Consider the following 16110-nt stretch of genomic DNA (forward strand, 5'->3'; position numbering starts at 1 on the left):
GCTCCCTGAAGGGAGCGGCCTCGCGCTAATGATTGTCCGGCGGCGTCCTACTCTCCCACGCAGTCTCCCACGCAGTACCATCGGCGCTGAAGGGCTTGACTTCCGGGTTCGGAATGTCACCGGGTATTTCCCCTTCGCCATGGCCGCCGAAACTCTATGGAGATATCAATCGATCTACCCGAACAAGCCCCGGCGGGGACCTGATCGAGCATGTTCCCGACTCATATCTCGGGAACCTCACAGTGGACGCGCAGTAATCTTGTAAGAAACAAGCCCTCGGCCTATTAGTACCGGTCAGCTCCATGCATTGCTGCACTTCTACTTCCGGCCTATCAACCCAGTGGTCTGCTGGGGGCCTTACCTGGATAAACCAGTGGGAAACCTCATCTTGAAACGTGCTTCCCGCTTAGATGCTTTCAGCGGTTATCACTTCCGAACGTAGCCAACCAGCCGTGCTCTTGGCAGAACAACTGGCACACCAGAGGTTCGTCCATCCCGGTCCTCTCGTACTAGGGACAGCCTTTCTCAAGTTTCCTACGCGCGCGGCGGATAGGGACCGAACTGTCTCACGACGTTCTAAACCCAGCTCGCGTGCCGCTTTAATGGGCGAACAGCCCAACCCTTGGGACCTGCTACGGCCCCAGGATGCGACGAGCCGACATCGAGGTGCCAAACCATCCCGTCGATATGGACTCTTGGGGAAGATCAGCCTGTTATCCCCGGGGTACCTTTTATCCGTTGAGCGACGCCGCTTCCACATGCCAGCGCCGGATCACTAGTCCCGACTTTCGTCCCTGCTCGACTTGTCAGTCTCACAGTCAAGCTCCCTTGTGCACTTACACTCGAAACCTGATTGCCAACCAGGCTGAGGGAACCTTTGGGCGCCTCCGTTACATTTTAGGAGGCAACCGCCCCAGTTAAACTACCCATCAGGCACTGTCCCTGATCCAGATAATGGACCTAGGTTAGATATCTAGTTCAATCAGAGTGGTATTTCAACGATGACTCCACCCGAACTGGCGTCCGGGCTTCACAGTCTCCCACCTATCCTACACAAATTGAACCAAACACCAATACCAAACTATAGTAAAGGTCCCGGGGTCTTTCCGTCCTGCCGCGCGTAACGAGCATCTTTACTCGTAGTGCAATTTCGCCGAGTTCATGGTTGAGACAGCGCCCAAGTCGTTACTCCATTCGTGCAGGTCGGAACTTACCCGACAAGGAATTTCGCTACCTTAGGATGGTTATAGTTACCACCGCCGTTTACTGGGGCTTAAGTTCTGTGCTTCGCTTGCGCTAACACGTCCCCTTAACCTTCCAGCACCGGGCAGGAGTCAGTCCGTATACGGCGTCTTTCGACTTAGCACGGACCTGTGTTTTTAGTAAACAGTCGCTTGGGCCTGGTCTCTGCGGCCTTCAACGCTTCGTGGAGCAAGTCCACTCACGAATCCGGCCCCCCTTCTCCCGAAGTTACGGGGGCATTTTGCCGAGTTCCTTAACCATGATTCACTCGATCACCTTAGTATTCTCTACCTGACCACCTGAGTCGGTTTGGGGTACGGGCGGCTCTGAAACATCGCTAGATGCTTTTCTCGGCAGCATAGGATCACTCACTTCGACTAAATCGTCTCCCCATCAGCTCTCAGGCACATGAACGGCGGATTTGCCTACCGTTCGCCCTACGACCTTGGCCGCGGTCTACCATCGCCGCGGTTGAGCTACCTTCCTGCGTCACACCATTGCTTGCCTAGTACCAGTTCGGGTCATGCGCTCTGCTAGCCAATGCTCCCGAAGGAGCTGGAGGCTAGTTTCGGGCACTTAGCATCACTGGATTCAGCAGGGTCGCTTCAGTGCCGGTACGGGAATATCAGCCCGTTGTCCATCGACTACGCCTGTCGGCCTCGCCTTAGGTCCCGACTTACCCAGGGAAGATTAAGCTGACCCTGGAACCCTTGGTCATTCGGTGGAGGAGTTTCTCACTCCTCATTCGCTACTCATGCCTGCATTCTCACTCGTGTGGCGTCCACGGCTGGGTCACCCCGCCGCTTCGCTCGCCACACGACGCTCCCCTACCCATCCGCACACCTGGACCCCAAAGGGCCGGGTACATGTACGAATGCCATAGCTTCGGTGGATTGCTTGAGCCCCGCTAAATTGTCGGCGCGAAATCACTTGACCAGTGAGCTATTACGCACTCTTTCAAGGGTGGCTGCTTCTAAGCCAACCTCCTGGTTGTCTCTGCGACTTCACATCCTTTTCCACTTAGCAATCTCTTTGGGACCTTAGCTGATGGTCTGGGCTGTTTCCCTCTCGACTACGGAGCTTATCCCCCGCAGTCTCACTGCTGCGCTCTCACTTACCGGCATTCGGAGTTTGGCTGAGTTCAGTAAGCTTGTAGGCCCCCTAGCCCATCCAGTGCTCTACCTCCGGCAAGAAACACGCAACGCTGCACCTAAATGCATTTCGGGGAGAACCAGCTATCACGGAGTTTGATTGGCCTTTCACCCCTATCCACAGGTCATCCCCCCAGTTTTTAACCTAGGTGGGTTCGGTCCTCCACGCGGTCTTACCCGCGCTTCAACCTGCCCATGGATAGATCACTCCGCTTCGGGTCTAGATGGTGCAACTCAAACGCCCTATTCGGACTCGCTTTCGCTACGGCTACGGCCCTCGCCTTAACCTCGCTACACCACGCTAACTCGCAGGCTCATTCTTCAAAAGGCACGCTGTCACCCTTCACAAGGAAGAGCTCCAACGGATTGTATGCACATGGTTTCAGGTACTCTTTCACTCCCCTCCCGGGGTACTTTTCACCTTTCCCTCACGGTACTAGTCCGCTATCGGTCATCGAGGAGTATTTAGGCTTAACGGGTGGTCCCGCTAGATTCACACCGAATTTCAGGGGTTCGGTGTTACTCGGGGTAACGCAAAAGAGCCATGAGCTTACGTGTACGGGGGTCTCACCCTCTACGCCACGACTTTCCAGTCGGTTTCCACTTCACTCATGGTTTGTGACTCTTCGCTGATTCGGCAGAACCAGCATTGCGGCCCCACGACCCCCCAGTGACAACGCCTGCCGGCTATCACATCACTGAGGTTTAGCCTCTTCCGGTTTCGCTCGCCACTACTTCCGGAATCACGGTTGTTTTCTCTTCCTGCGGGTACTGAGATGTTTCACTTCCCCGCGTTCCCTCCAGCTGCCCTATGTGTTCAGGCAGAGGTACCTGGACTTTCCTCCAGGTGGGTTTCCCCATTCGGACATCCCCGGATCACAGGTCGGTTGTCACCTTCCCGGGGCTTTTCGCAGACTCCAACGTCCTTCATCGGCTCTCGATGCCAAGGCATCCACCATGTGCACTTAGTAGCTTGTTGTTGCTACAAGATGCTCGCGTCCACTGTGAAGTTCTCAAGATACGTTCGGTCCCGCACCCGAATCGACGCCTGCTCACCAACAGCGAGCGGTTCGTCGGTAGGTACGGTCCGAGGAATACAGCCGAAGCTGATCCCTCAGGACCCAACAGTGCGCCAAGCCAAACTGCGTCCTCACGTCGAGGTTCCGTTCTCCCAAGGGAGATGTACTGACGACGATCGATCCACAGCCGGCCAAATAGTCGACGTCCACTAGTGAGCTGCACTGCGCAGAACATTCGCCTGCGAACAGTGCAATGGACTCCCCGGACAAGCCGGACAGCCAAGTGCTCCTTAGAAAGGAGGTGATCCAGCCGCACCTTCCGGTACGGCTACCTTGTTACGACTTCGTCCCAATCGCCAGCCCCACCTTCGACGGCTCCCTCCACAAGGGTTGGGCCACCGGCTTCGGGTGTTGCCGACTTTCATGACGTGACGGGCGGTGTGTACAAGGCCCGGGAACGTATTCACCGCAGCGTTGCTGATCTGCGATTACTAGCGACTCCGACTTCATGGGGTCGAGTTGCAGACCCCAATCCGAACTGAGACCGGCTTTTTGGGATTCGCTCCACCTTACGGTTTCGCAGCCCTTTGTACCGGCCATTGTAGCATGCTTGAAGCCCTGGACATAAGGGGCATGAAGACTTGACGTCATCCCCACCTTCCTCCGAGTTGACCCCGGCAGTCTCCTATGAGTCCCCACCATGACGTGCTGGCAACATAGGACGAGGGTTGCGCTCGTTGCGGGACTTAACCCAACATCTCACGACACGAGCTGACGACAGCCATGCACCACCTGTATACCGACCACAAGGGGGGCTACATCTCTGCAGCTTTCCGGTATATGTCAAACCCAGGTAAGGTTCTTCGCGTTGCATCGAATTAATCAGCATGCTCCGCCGCTTGTGCGGGCCCCCGTCAATTCCTTTGAGTTTTAGCCTTGCGGCCGTACTCCCCAGGCGGGGCGCTTAATGCGTTAGCTGCGGCACGGAGACCGTGGAAGGTCCCCACACCTAGCGCCCAACGTTTACGGCATGGACTACCAGGGTATCTAATCCTGTTCGCTCCCCATGCTTTCGCTCCTCAGCGTCAGGTAATGCCCAGAGAACCGCCTTCGCCACCGGTGTTCCTCCTGATATCTGCGCATTCCACCGCTACACCAGGAATTCCGTTCTCCCCTGCATACCTCTAGTCTGCCCGTATCGGAAGCACGCTCAGGGTTGAGCCCTGAGTTTTCACTCCCGACGCGACAGACCGCCTACGAGCCCTTTACGCCCAATAATTCCGGACAACGCTCGGACCCTACGTATTACCGCGGCTGCTGGCACGTAGTTGGCCGGTCCTTCTTCTGCGGGTACCGTCACTTTCGCTTCGTCCCCGCTGAAAGAGGTTTACAACCCGAAGGCCGTCATCCCTCACGCGGCGTTGCTGGATCAGGCTTTCGCCCATTGTCCAATATTCCCCACTGCTGCCTCCCGTAGGAGTCTGGGCCGTGTCTCAGTCCCAGTGTGGCCGGTCACCCTCTCAGGCCGGCTACCCGTCGTCGCCTTGGTGGGCCATTACCCACACCAACTAGCTGATAGGCCGCGAGCCCATCCCTCTCCGCCGGAGTCTTCCACTTCCAATCATGCAAAAGGAAGTCATATTCGGCATTAGACGTCGTTTCCAACGCTTATTCCGAAGAGAAGGGCAGGTTGCTCACGTGTTACTCACCCGTTCGCCGCTCGTGTACCACCGAAGTGGCCTTACCGCTCGACTTGCATGTGTTAAGCACGCCGCCAGCGTTCGTCCTGAGCCAGGATCAAACTCTCCGTTGAAAATGCACCCCCAAAGGGAGCTACATCACTACTTGGTTTGATTCCTGAGAACTGACTGCTGACAGTCAATTGTCGGAATTTCAAAACTCGCCACAGCATCAAGACCACAAGGGCCCCGACACCACAGACGAGGGTTACTACTGATTATCTCGTCGACTTTTGGCACACTGTTGAGTTCTCAAGGATCAGACGCACATCTGTCACGACCACACCGTGAGGTGGGCCAGCCAGAGGCTTCCTGGTGGACGGAGAAGCGATGCTGCTGCTGTCTCCATCCGACGCCTGCCGTTGTCAGCGGTCCGTCTCCGGGCGAAAGCCCTGGCGTTGACCGTTTCGGTACAAGCTCTGCGCGCTCCGATCACGCGGCCTTTCGGCCTCGTGCTCCGGCGAGCGGCGCAACAAGAAGAACATTACAGACCCCTCCCCGGTCCGGTCAAACCGCCCCCCTCGTGACGTCTCGACCGCGGGCCAGTTCCCTGCAATTGCAGGGCTCGGCACGTCGGGGCACTCGATCCGGCGCCCGTCGGGGGCTTCTCAGAGCTCGCCGACGTCGCGCAACCACACCTCTGTCCGGCGCATCCCCTCGTCCAGGTCGACGGCGGGGTCGTAGCCGAGCATCGACCGAGCCTTGTCGATCGAGTACGTGCCCGTCCGGCAGAAGTAGCGGACCGCGGTCGTGTTGGTCTCGTCGTCGGCGCCACGCACCCGGTTCACCCCCGCCGCGGCGGTCGCCAGCGCCAGGGCCGCAGCCGTGGGCATCACGACGGGGCCCCGCCTGCCCAGCATCCGGTAGTAGTGCCCGAAGAACTCCCGGCACTCCACGCCCACCCCGCCGCTGAGCGTGAACACCTGGCCGGCCGCCTCCTCGCGGTCGGCGGCCAGCACCAGCCCCGAGACCAGGTCGTCGACGAAGACCGGGCTGAAGATCCCCCGCCCCATCGCGGGAAGCAGGAAGCGGTTGGCCTTGATCATCCGCACGGGCAGCAGGGTCCACGGGCGCGATCCCGGGCCGTAGACGTCGCCGGGGCGCACGACCGTCACGTCGATCTCGCCGGCCGCGTGCGCCTGCATCGCTGCCTGCTCCGCGGCGATGCGCGTGTCGACGTACGGGTTGCCGTCGGGCCTCAGGGGATGGTCCTCGGTGACGCCGTCGGGGAAGCCGAGGTCCGAGAACGCGCGGACCGACGAGAGGTAGACGACGCGCGCGGCCCCACGCGAGACCGCCGCGTCGAGGACCCGCCGCGTGCCGAGCGTGTTGACCCGCCACGCCTCCGCCAGCGTCGGCAGGTTGGAGACGAGCGCGGCCGTGTGCACGACCGTCGCCCCCGGGGTGATCACGTCGCTCCACGACTCCGGGTCGGTGACGTCCCCGGCGACCACGTCGTGCGCGGGGTCGGCGTGCAGGTCCATGCCACGCACGGAGTCGCCCCGGGCACGCAGTCGCTCCGCGAGGGAACGGCCGATGAAGCCGGACGCGCCGGTGATGACGTAGTCGGCCATCGGTACGTGCTCCTCCGCGATCGGTGACCCAGGGCGTTCGCACCCTCGCACATCGGGAGGTCGATCGGCAGCGCTACGCGGACTCCCACGGGTAGGCGTGCGCGAGGAAGGCCTCGCGCACCTGGTCCCGCGGCGCCTCGAGGGTCTCGTCGAACAGCACCCGACCGTGGTCGCCGTCGATCACGAGGCGCTTGCCGTCGCGGTGGACGCCGACGACCTGCTCGCGGCGCAGGATGCGCTCGTCGCTGCGGTGCACGACGACGAGCTGGTCGTCGCCCAGGAGGATCCGGTGCTCGTCGGCGATCGCGAACGCCGCCAATGCCGAGCCGAGCAGACCGCCGACGACGAGCCGCGCCGCCCACGCCCAGGGCTCGTCGAAGCCGGCCACCCACTCCGCCACCGCCTCGAACGGCACGAGGGGGAACCCGCTGACCAGGTCCAGCAGCCACGGCAGCACGAGCAGGAGCGCCCCGCCGCCACCCCCGAGCAGCACGAACGTCCACACGCGGTCGGTGTCGGTCATGCGCAGCTCGGTGACGGACGGATCGGTCATGACTGCACGCTAGGCGCGGGCAGAGGCTGCCACGTCGGCCGAAAGGCTCGACCCCTCGGCCGAAGGTCGCGGCTCAGCCGGGCTGTCGGGCGCTCCTCACCGCGACCACCGACTCGTGGCTGACGAGCAGCTCGCACCGCCCTGAGCAGGCCAGCTGGTGATCGAGGCGCCCGGTGGCGATGAGCCGGTGGACCTCGGCCGTCGAGACCTCGAGCAGGCCGGCGGCCTCGGCGACGGTCAGCTGCGAGGACATGCCCGAAGCCTAGCCGCGGCGCCCTGCGCCGCGGTGCCGACGAGCACGGTCAGCCCATCGACCTGCGCCCGTCGATGCTCTCGCGCAGGACGTCGGCGTGACCGGCGTGCTGGGAGATCTCGGCGACCAGGTGCAGGAACACCCGGCGTGCCGTCCACGACGCGCCCGCCTCGAACCACGGGGCGTCGGGCAAGGGCTGCCGCGCGTCGAGGTCGACGGAGGCGACCAGCTCGTCGGTGGCGAGCGCCGTGCGCTCGTAGAGCGCGACGACGCCGGCCAGGGTCTCGTGCTCGAGCAGTCGGAACTCGTCCTGCCGGTCGAGCACGGCCTGCGGCGGGTCGCTCCAGTCGATGCTGTCCCAGTCGACGTCGGGCTGGGGCGCGGGGCCGTCGACCACGAAGCGCGCCCACTCCCCCTCCGTGGCGGCCACGTGCTTGACCAGCCCGCCGAGGCACAGCTCGCTGGCCGTGGGCGTGAGGCGGGCCTGCTCGTCGGACAGCCCGGTGACGGTGCCGAGGAACAGTGCCCGGTGCTTGCGCAGCGAGTCGAGCAGGTCGGCGCGTTCGCCCACGAGTGCGTCCATGGCACCACGCTAGGGCTGCGTGCCGACACTTCGGAGCGGTTCGAGTCGGCCCCTCGACAGGCTCGGGGAACGAGCTCCGTCGGGCATCTCACGTGCCCTCGCCCTGCGGACCTTCCCGCGCCTGCCTAGCGTGGACTCCATGACCACCACCGTTGCCGCACTGTCCGTCCCCGAGGCCGGGAAGCCGTTCGAGACCGTCGACCTCGAGCGCCGCGACCTCAAGCCGAACGACGTCCGGATCAAGATCCGCTACGCCGGCATCTGCCACTCCGACATCCACCAGGCCCGCGACGAGTGGGGCGGCGGGATCTTCCCCATGACGCCCGGGCACGAGATCATCGGCACCGTCGAGGAGACCGGCTCCGACGTCACCGCGCACGCCGTCGGCGACACCGTGGGCGTCGGCTGCTTCGTCGACTCCTGCCTCGACTGCGACGCCTGCCGCGACGGCGAGGAGCAGTTCTGCAGCCGCGGCGTCGTGCAGACGTACTCCGCGAAGGACTACGACGGCGCCATCACGTACGGCGGCTACAGCGAGCAGGTCGTCGTGCGCGACCACTTCGCCGTGAAGATCCCCGACGGCGTCGACCTCGCCGCCACCACCCCGCTGCTGTGCGCGGGCATCACCACCTACGCGCCGCTCGTGCGGCACGGTGTCACCGAGGGCACCCGCGTCGGCGTGATCGGCATGGGCGGTCTCGGCCACGTGGCCGTCAAGATCGCCGCCGCCCTCGGTGCCGACGTGACCGTCCTCAGCCGCACCGACGCGAAGAAGGACGACGGCCTCGAGTTCGGCGCCAAGGCCTACGTCGCCACCGAGGAGAAGGGCGCGCTGCGGAAGCTGCGCGGCTCCTTCGACGTCATCCTCAACACCGTCGGCGCGGCGGTCCCGCTCGATCAGTACCTGGGTCTGCTCGACCGCGGTGGCCGCATGGTCAACCTCGGCGCCCCGACCGAGAGCCTGGAGATGGGCGCGTTCTCGCTGCTCTCGTTCCGCCGTGCGCTCGAGGGCTCGATGGTCGGCGGACTCCCCCAGACCCAGGAGATGCTCGACTTCTGCGCCGAGCACGGGATCACCGCCACCGTCGAGGTCATCGACGCCGACCAGGTGGGCGACTACTACGACAAGGTCGTCGACGGCAAGGTGCGCTACCGCGCCGTCATCGACGTCGCCTCGATCGCCCGGTGAACCGCACCAGCCTGCGGGTCGGTGACGAGGGCGTCCAGCCCTACCCGCTCATGACCGCGCTCGTCGTGCCCCGACCGATCGCGTGGATCAGCACCGTCGACGGCGAGGGCCGGGGGAACCTGGCCCCGCACTCGTTCTTCACCGTCGCGTGCGCGAACCCGCCGATCCTGGCGTTCACCTCCGTCGGCCGCAAGGACACGCTGCGCAACGTCCTGGAGACGAAGGAGCTGGTGGTCAACCTGGCCACCCAGCCGCTCACCGAGGCGGTCAACGGCAGCAGTGCGCCCTACGAGCACGGTGTCGACGAGGCCGAGGCGCTGGGCCTGGAGACGGAGCCGAGCGAGCTCGTGACGCCGCGTCGGGTCCGCGACTCGCCCGCGGCGATCGAGTGCCGCCTGCACTCGACCACCGAGCTGGGTGACTCGACCCTCGTGCTGGCGGAGGTGCTGCTGTTCAGCGTCGCCGACCACGTGCTCGTCGAGGGCCACCCCGCCTTCGACCTGCTGGCGCCCATGACCCGACTCGGCAAGGAGGAGTGGGCGCCGCCCAGCGTGCCGTTCACCCTGCCCCGGCCGACCGAGGCGCCGTAGCGACCGACGATCGCCTAGCGGCTCGGGTCGACGAGGATCTTCGCGTGCTGCTCGGGGTCGGCGAGCCAGCCGAACGCGTCGGCGACCTCGTCGAGCCCGACCGTCCCGGTGATCAGGGGTGAGGGGTCGACCTTCCCGTCGGCGATCATCTGCAGCGTGGCGTGGAACTCGGCCGGGTCGTAGCAGAAGGCGAACCGCAGCTCGACCTCCTTGTTGATCGCCATCGAGGGGCGGAAGGTGTCGGGCTCCATGCACACGCCGACGACGACGATGCGCGACTGCAGCGGCGCCGCGGTGATGATCTGCTCGAGGATCCCGGGGACGCCCACGCACTCGAACACCACCGGTCCCGTGGGCAGGGCACCCAGCTTCTCGGCGGCCTGGAACACCCGGGGCCAGGGCAGGAACGGGACAGCGCGCAGCTTCTTCATGGTGCTCAGGCCGAGGTCCATGAAGTCCGGGGCCGACGTGAGGTAGCGCTTGTCGGACTCGAAGCGGTCCCACGGCGACTCGACGGCGGGGTCGACCACCACGTCGGCGCCGCAGCGCTCGGCGAGCGCACGGCGTCCGGCGGAGAAGTCGCTGGCCACCACGGTCCGCACGCCGGAGGCCTTGAGCATGAGGATGACCGCGAGGCCGATGGGCCCGCAGCCGATGACGACGGCCACGTCCTTGCGGCCGACCTGGCCCTTGCGCACGGCGTGCCAGGCCACGGCGAGCGGCTCGGTCGTGGCGGCGTGCTCGACGTCGACACCGTCGGGCACCTCGAAGGTGACGGCCTCGGACACGAGGATCTGCTCGGCGTAGCCTCCCGGGGCGTGCTCGCTCAGGCCGGTCATGTGCAGGCCGTCGACGGTCTCCAGCAGTGGCAGCGCGACGACGCGCGTCCCGGGCTTCCAGCGCCCGTGGGTGCGCGGGCCGTACGAGACGACCTCGCCGACGAACTCGTGGCCCATGACCACCGACGACGTGGACCGCATGAAGTGGTCGTACCCCACCTCCCCGGCCATGTCGGCGGTCGCGTCGCCGTGCACGCGGGCGTGCAGGTCGGAACCGCAGATGCCGGACCGGAGCACCTTCAGGAGCACCTGGCCGGGACCGGGGACGGGATCGGGGACGTCGGTGAGCTGGAGCTGCTGCTGGTGGCAGACGACGGCACGCATGAGCACAGTGTGCTGCCTCGACGGGGTCGACGTGTGCACCCACGACAGGCGCACACTGAGTAGACACAGGGGGATCAGTGAAACCGGGAGGAGTGGAGAGCATGCAGCACGGAGACCTGAGGCCGATCGACGCGGCGGAGTGCCTCGAGCTGCTGGCGGTGCGCACGGTGGGCATGGTCGCGTTCGTGGACGACGACGGGCAGCAGCTGGTGCCCGTCAACTACGTGGTGCGCGACGGTGACGTCATCTTCCGCACGTCCGCCGACAGCTTCCTCGCCCAGCTGGCCGACGGTCACGAGGACGTCGCGTTCGCCACGTCGCACCAGGCCGAGCTGGACCAGCACGGCTGGAACGTGACCGTGCGGGGCCGCACGAGCCCGCAGGACGCCACCGACCTGGTGGGCGCGCCGCCACGCACCTGGGCCGGCGGCGTGCGCGACGTGCTGGTGCGGCTGCACCCCGAGCACGTGTCCGGCCGCCGGGTGCACCTGCACTGAGCCGCGGTCAGCGGGGTCGGTCGATCCGCAGCACCACGTGGTCGGGCGGGTCCACCGGGTTGTCGGGCTCGAGCCGCGCCGTGCCCACGTGGCGGAAACCGGCCTTCTCCAGTGCCCGCCACGACGGCCGGTTGCCCGCGGCGACCGGCACGACCACGGCGGGGCAGTCCGCGTACGAGGCCCACGTGTCGGCGACGAGCGCCGCGATCACGGCAGGCCCGATGCCGCGTCCGGTGTCGGCGGGGTCGCCGATGAGGTAGTCGACGGTCACGGCGCCGGACGGGAGGTCGAGGAACGGCGCGAGCTCGGCCTCGTCGTCGGGGTAGTCGTCCCAGCGGGCGCGCTGGCAGAGGCCGACGTCGCGTCCGTCGACGGTGGCCACGAGGTCCTCGGCCGGCTCCTCGCCGCGCATGACCGCACCGAAGTCGCGCTCCAGCGCCTCGGGGTCGGCCTCCTGAAACCACCACCGGTGCACGTGCGGGGCAGCGAGCCAGCGCGCGAGGACCGGCAGGTCGCCCGCCTGGAGCCTGCGGAACGTGACCTGCATGGCCCGACCCTAGGGCGTGCGCCTCTAGGCTGTGCTGCGATGCGCACTCCTGGGCTGCTGGTCGCCGGCACGACGTCCGACGCCGGCAAGAGCGTGGTGACGACGGGGATCTGCCGGGCCTTCGCGCGGCGCGGTCTGCGCGTGGCGCCCTACAAGGCGCAGAACATGTCGAACAACTCGATGGTCGTGCCGCTGGGCAGCGAGCCCACCGACGGCTTCGGGGAGATCGGTCGCGCGCAGTGGGTGCAGGCGCTCGCGGCCCGCGCGACGCCCGAGGTCGCGATGAACCCGGTGCTGCTGAAGCCGGGCAGCGACCGGCGCAGCCACGCCGTGGTCATGGGGCGTCCGGGCGGCACCGTCGACGCGACGGACTTCGTGGAGGGGCGGCGGCACCTCGCTGCGGCCGCGCACGCGGCGTTCGACGACCTGGCGGGACGGTTCGACGTCGTGGTGGCCGAGGGTGCGGGCTCCCCCACCGAGATCAACCTCCGGTCGTCGGACTACGTGAACCTGGGGCTCGCGCAGCACGCCGAGCTGCCGGTCGTGGTCGTGGGCGACATCGACCGCGGCGGCCTGTTCGCCGCCCTGCACGGCACCGTCGCACTGCTCGACGCCGACGACCAGCGGCTGGTGGCCGGCTACGTCGTCAACAAGTTCCGCGGCGAGGTCTCGCTGCTCGATCCGGGCCTCGAGCGGCTGACCTCGCTGACCGGGCGCCCGTTCTACGGCGTCCTGCCCTGGGACCCGTCGCTGTGGCTCGACTCCGAGGACGCGCTCGACCTGGACGGACGGCGATCAGGAGCCGCGGGGGCGCTGCGCGTGGCCGTGGTGCGCCTGCCCCGCATCAGCAACTTCACCGATGTCGACGCACTGGGGGTCGAGCCCGGCGTCGACGTCGTGTTCGTCTCCGACCCGCGCGACGTCGCCGACGCCGACCTGGTCGTCCTGCCCGGCACCCGGGCCACGATCGACGACCTGGTGTGGCTGCGGTCCCGCGGGCTCGACCGGGCCGTCGTGGCGCACGCCCGCGCGGGCCGGCCCGTGCTCGGCATCTGCGGTGGCTTCCAGATGCTGGGCCGCCACGTCCACGACCCCGACGCGGTGGAGGCGTCGGCGCCGCGCAGCGTCGAGGGGCTGGGCCTGCTCGACGTCGAGACGACGTTCGGTGCCGAGAAGGTGCTGCGCCTGCCGATCGGCGAGGCGCTGGGGGCGCCGACGTCGGGCTACGAGATCCACCACGGACGGATCGCCCGGGGGTCGGGCGAGGAGTTCCTGGGCGGCGCACGCAGCGGCGCGGTGATGGGCACGATGTGGCACGGCAGCCTGGAGGGCGACGCGTTCCGCCGGGCGCTGCTGGCCGACGTTGCGGCCGCAGCGGACACGGTGCTGCCGCCGTCGGACGTGTCGTTCGGGGGCCTGCGCGAGGCACGGCTCGACCGGCTGGGCGACCTGGTCGAGACCCACCTCGACGTCGACGCCCTGGAGCGGCTGGCCCGCGACGGCGCCCCGGCCGACCTGCCCCTGCTCCCACCGGGGGCGGGAGCATGATCCTGCTGCTCGGCGGCACCGCGGAGGCGCGCGCCCTCGCCGCACGGCTCGACGACGCCGGCGTCGCACTCACGTCGTCGCTGGCCGGGCGGGTGGCCCGACCACGGCTGCCCGTCGGCGAGACACGGATCGGCGGGTTCGGTGGCGTGACCGGCCTCCGGTCCTACCTGCGCGAGGAGCGGGTGAGGGCGGTCGTCGACGCGACCCACCCCTTCGCGGCGGGCATCAGCGCGAACGCGGCGGCGGCGTGCGACGCCGAGGGCGTCCCGCTGCTGCGGCTCGCGCGGCCGGGCTGGGGCGAGCACCCCGACGCCGACCGGTGGCACTGGGTGGACTCCCACGCGGACGCCGCGGCGCTGACCGTCGGACTCGGCAGCCGCCCCTTCCTCAGCATCGGGCGGCAGGGGCTCGCGCCGTTCGTGGAGCCGCTGCAGGACGTCGCGGCGCTCGTGCGGGTGGTCGACGAGCCGGAGCTCGAGCTGCCGCCGGCCTGGACGCTGCTGCACAGCCGCGGCCCCTACGACCTGGCGTCGGAGCGGGCGCTGCTGTCCGAGCACGGTGTGGACGTGGTGGTCACGAAGGACTCCGGCGGCAGCCACACGGTCGCCAAGCTCGACGCGGCGGGCGAGCGGGGCGCGGCCGTGGTGGTCGTGCGCCGGCCCCCGAGCCCGCCCGGGGTGGAGACGGTCAGCGACGTCCGCACTGCCGCCGAGTGGGCAGCCGACCGCGCCGCCGACCGGGCGTGAGGGACCTGGGTCCCAGCACGCAGACGAGCAGCGCGCCCACGTCGACCGCACGCGCCAGCCTCGTCGCGCGGGCGACGTCGTCGGGGTGGACGGGTCGGCCGTCACCGAGCGTGTGACGGTCCTCGGTGCGTCCGGCGTAGACGTTCACGCCGCCGAGCCGCACCCCGAGCGCACCGGCGAAGGCGGCCTCGACGGGCCCGGCGTTGGGGCTGGGGTGGTGGCGGGCGTCGCGGCGCCACGCGCGAGCGGCCGCGACGGGGCTGCCGTCGACGAGCGGGGCGGTGACGACGGCCAGGGTCGCGGAAAGTCGCGCGGGGACGAGGTTGAGCACGTCGTCGAGGCGGGCGGCGGCCCAGCCGAAGCGTTCGAGTCGAGGGGTGCGATGGCCCACCATGGCGTCGAGGGTGTTGGCGGCGCGGTAGGCCAGGAGCCCGGGAACCCCCGCGACGGCACCGGCCACCAGGGGCGCGACGACGGCGTCGGACGTGTTCTCGGCGACGGACTCGACCGTCGCACGGGCCACGCCCTCGACGTCGAGGGTGCTGGGGTCGCGGCCCACGAGATGGGTCACGCGGCGTCGGGCGCCGTCCAGGTCGTCGGCGTCGAGCAGGGCGTGCACGGCGAGCGCCTCGCGCTCCAGCGAACGCCCCCCGAGCACGGCCCACGTGCATGCCGCGGTCAGCACCGCCTCGGCCACGGGTCCTCGGCGGCGCGCGACGGAGCGGGCGACCACACCGACCGCGCCCGCGCCCCCGACGAGCGCGCCCACGTGGAGCACGCCCGCACCACGTCGGTCGGCGTACGTGCGGCGCTCGAGCGCCGCGGCCACCTGCCCGAAGCCCGCCACCGGGTGCAGCCGGCGGGGGTCACCGAGGAGGCGGTCGGCCACGAACCCGAGCACCAGACCTGCAGAGGCCGGTCTCACGAGAGGACCACGAGCACGGTGGCGAGGGTGAGCTCGATGCCGGCGCCCATCACGTCGCCCGTCACGCCCCCGATGCGACGGTGGGCGCGACGCAGCAGCAGGCCGAGGACGACCAGGGCGGCCGCCGCTGCGGCCAGCCCGTGCCACCACGGCACGTCCGCGAGCACGCAGGCCCCGACGAGCAGCACGCACCAGCCCGCGTGGGCGACGACCGCGACGGGCAGCGGGACGCTCCGCGCCACGGTGGCGCCCAGGCCCGAGCCGTCCCCGGCAGGCACCGCTCGTGAGCACACGACCACCAGGCCGGACCGCGACAGCAGGACCGCGGCACCGAGCAGCACCGCGTCGCCCGCGGCCACGAGCGAGGCCGCCCCCGCGGCCTGGAGGCCGAGCACGAGCACGAGGGCCGCCGCGCCGGCCGGCCCCACGTCACCCGATCGCATGACTGCCAGCGTGCGGTCGCGGTCGTAGGAGGAGGTGAGTCCGTCCGCGGTGTCGGCCAGGCCGTCGAGGTGGAAGGCCCGGGTGCCGAGCGCGAGCAGGCCGACGACGAGCAGGCCCGTGGCCAGCGGCGAGAGCCCCAGCTCCTGGCCCCCCAGCGCAAGGGCGGTCGCCCCGATCGCGAGCGGCAGCACGGCGACGGGAGCGAGCACCATGGCCCGGCCGGCCGTCAGGTGGTCGACCGTCCGGGGCGGCCGCACCGGCCACGCGGTGAGCGTGCCCACGGCGAGCCGCCAGGCGTCGACGGTCGAGGCGGCGGTCATGGACGCATCATCGCGGATCGGGACCGG

General features: G+C 67.8%; 13 protein-coding genes and 3 rRNA genes. 5 read left to right on the forward strand and 11 right to left on the reverse strand.

What is annotated here, in order from left to right; translation table 11 throughout:
• Positions 1 to 34: 34 nt before the first annotated feature.
• From rrf to NBW76_RS00035, 7 genes are all read right to left on the reverse strand, one after another.
• Positions 35 to 151: ribosomal RNA gene (gene rrf, locus NBW76_RS00005) — 5S ribosomal RNA — on the reverse strand.
• A 113-nt stretch (positions 152 to 264) separates the two neighbouring features.
• A 23S ribosomal RNA gene (locus NBW76_RS00010) occupies positions 265 to 3372 on the reverse strand.
• Between the two features lie 334 nt (positions 3373 to 3706).
• Positions 3707 to 5225, reverse strand: a 16S ribosomal RNA gene (locus NBW76_RS00015).
• Together the 16S, 23S and 5S rRNA genes form the textbook arrangement of a ribosomal RNA operon.
• A gap of 534 nt (positions 5226 to 5759) precedes the next feature.
• Positions 5760 to 6725, reverse strand: coding sequence for an NAD(P)-dependent oxidoreductase (locus NBW76_RS00020; protein WP_056551783.1), 966 nt, complete (start codon positions 6723 to 6725; stop codon positions 5760 to 5762).
• 73 nt (positions 6726 to 6798) lie between these two features.
• Complete coding sequence (locus NBW76_RS00025) at positions 6799 to 7278, reverse strand: hypothetical protein (RefSeq protein WP_056551786.1); 480 nt, start codon at positions 7276 to 7278, stop codon at positions 6799 to 6801.
• A 73-nt stretch (positions 7279 to 7351) separates the two neighbouring features.
• On the reverse strand, positions 7352 to 7531 hold the full coding sequence (locus NBW76_RS00030; protein WP_055960993.1) for a hypothetical protein: 180 nt from the start codon (positions 7529 to 7531) through the stop codon (positions 7352 to 7354).
• Between the two features lie 49 nt (positions 7532 to 7580).
• Positions 7581 to 8114, reverse strand: coding sequence for a DinB family protein (locus NBW76_RS00035; protein ID WP_056551788.1), 534 nt, complete (start codon positions 8112 to 8114; stop codon positions 7581 to 7583).
• Positions 8115 to 8253: 139 nt separating this feature from the next.
• Between NBW76_RS00035 and NBW76_RS00040 the strand changes: the two genes are divergently transcribed.
• Together NBW76_RS00040 and NBW76_RS00045 are read left to right on the forward strand one after the other, a co-directional pair.
• On the forward strand, positions 8254 to 9303 hold the full coding sequence (locus tag NBW76_RS00040) for an NAD(P)-dependent alcohol dehydrogenase (protein ID WP_055960999.1): 1050 nt from the start codon (positions 8254 to 8256) through the stop codon (positions 9301 to 9303).
• Positions 9300 to 9893 carry a flavin reductase family protein gene (locus NBW76_RS00045; RefSeq protein ID WP_235492830.1) on the forward strand — a complete coding sequence of 198 codons (594 nt, stop codon included), beginning with the start codon at positions 9300 to 9302 and terminating at the stop codon, positions 9891 to 9893. Before NBW76_RS00040 ends, NBW76_RS00045 begins: the two co-directional genes overlap by 4 nt.
• A gap of 14 nt (positions 9894 to 9907) precedes the next feature.
• Here NBW76_RS00045 and NBW76_RS00050 read toward each other — a convergent pair whose 3' ends face one another.
• A complete protein-coding gene (locus NBW76_RS00050; protein ID WP_055965957.1) occupies positions 9908 to 11056 on the reverse strand; it encodes a zinc-binding dehydrogenase in 1149 nt (382 codons plus the stop codon).
• A 101-nt stretch (positions 11057 to 11157) separates the two neighbouring features.
• On the opposite strand from NBW76_RS00050, the gene NBW76_RS00055 reads away from it, so the two are divergent.
• On the forward strand, positions 11158 to 11553 hold the full coding sequence (locus NBW76_RS00055; protein ID WP_055961001.1) for a pyridoxamine 5'-phosphate oxidase family protein: 396 nt from the start codon (positions 11158 to 11160) through the stop codon (positions 11551 to 11553).
• A gap of 7 nt (positions 11554 to 11560) precedes the next feature.
• On the opposite strand, the gene NBW76_RS00060 is transcribed toward NBW76_RS00055, so the two are convergent.
• Positions 11561 to 12100: a GNAT family N-acetyltransferase gene (locus NBW76_RS00060; RefSeq protein WP_056551791.1), complete on the reverse strand. Its 540-nt coding sequence runs from the start codon at positions 12098 to 12100 to the stop codon at positions 11561 to 11563.
• A 39-nt stretch (positions 12101 to 12139) separates the two neighbouring features.
• Between NBW76_RS00060 and NBW76_RS00065 the strand changes: the two genes are divergently transcribed.
• Together NBW76_RS00065 and NBW76_RS00070 are read left to right on the forward strand one after the other, a co-directional pair.
• Positions 12140 to 13648, forward strand: coding sequence for a cobyric acid synthase (locus tag NBW76_RS00065; protein WP_056551794.1), 1509 nt, complete (start codon positions 12140 to 12142; stop codon positions 13646 to 13648).
• On the forward strand, positions 13645 to 14394 hold the full coding sequence (locus tag NBW76_RS00070) for a cobalt-precorrin-6A reductase (protein ID WP_056551798.1): 750 nt from the start codon (positions 13645 to 13647) through the stop codon (positions 14392 to 14394). Before NBW76_RS00065 ends, NBW76_RS00070 begins: the two co-directional genes overlap by 4 nt.
• Here the strand turns inward: NBW76_RS00070 and NBW76_RS00075 are convergent.
• A complete protein-coding gene (locus NBW76_RS00075; RefSeq protein WP_055961014.1) occupies positions 14336 to 15319 on the reverse strand; it encodes a cobalamin biosynthesis protein in 984 nt (327 codons plus the stop codon). The genes NBW76_RS00070 and NBW76_RS00075 overlap by 59 nt on opposite strands.
• A complete protein-coding gene (locus tag NBW76_RS00080; RefSeq protein ID WP_056551801.1) occupies positions 15316 to 16083 on the reverse strand; it encodes an adenosylcobinamide-GDP ribazoletransferase in 768 nt (255 codons plus the stop codon). Before NBW76_RS00080 ends, NBW76_RS00075 begins: the two co-directional genes overlap by 4 nt.
• Between the last annotated feature and the right edge of the window lie 27 nt (positions 16084 to 16110).

This window comes from Aeromicrobium sp. Leaf245 (genome assembly GCF_942548115.1).
Taxonomy (GTDB): domain Bacteria; phylum Actinomycetota; class Actinomycetes; order Propionibacteriales; family Nocardioidaceae; genus Aeromicrobium.

Coding starts and splice junctions, on each gene's coding strand:
- NBW76_RS00060 (WP_056551791.1), bottom strand. CDS start 12,100: ATGCAGGTCACGTTCCGCAGGCTCCAGGCGGGCGACCTGCCGGTCCTC.
- NBW76_RS00070 (WP_056551798.1), top strand. CDS start 13,645: ATGATCCTGCTGCTCGGCGGCACCGCGGAGGCGCGCGCCCTCGCCGCA.
- NBW76_RS00080 (WP_056551801.1), bottom strand. CDS start 16,083: ATGACCGCCGCCTCGACCGTCGACGCCTGGCGGCTCGCCGTGGGCACG.
- NBW76_RS00050 (WP_055965957.1), bottom strand. CDS start 11,056: ATGCGTGCCGTCGTCTGCCACCAGCAGCAGCTCCAGCTCACCGACGTC.
- NBW76_RS00020 (WP_056551783.1), bottom strand. CDS start 6,725: ATGGCCGACTACGTCATCACCGGCGCGTCCGGCTTCATCGGCCGTTCC.
- NBW76_RS00065 (WP_056551794.1), top strand. CDS start 12,140: ATGCGCACTCCTGGGCTGCTGGTCGCCGGCACGACGTCCGACGCCGGC.
- NBW76_RS00055 (WP_055961001.1), top strand. CDS start 11,158: ATGCAGCACGGAGACCTGAGGCCGATCGACGCGGCGGAGTGCCTCGAG.
- NBW76_RS00025 (WP_056551786.1), bottom strand. CDS start 7,278: ATGACCGATCCGTCCGTCACCGAGCTGCGCATGACCGACACCGACCGC.
- NBW76_RS00035 (WP_056551788.1), bottom strand. CDS start 8,114: ATGGACGCACTCGTGGGCGAACGCGCCGACCTGCTCGACTCGCTGCGC.
- NBW76_RS00040 (WP_055960999.1), top strand. CDS start 8,254: ATGACCACCACCGTTGCCGCACTGTCCGTCCCCGAGGCCGGGAAGCCG.
- NBW76_RS00030 (WP_055960993.1), bottom strand. CDS start 7,531: ATGTCCTCGCAGCTGACCGTCGCCGAGGCCGCCGGCCTGCTCGAGGTC.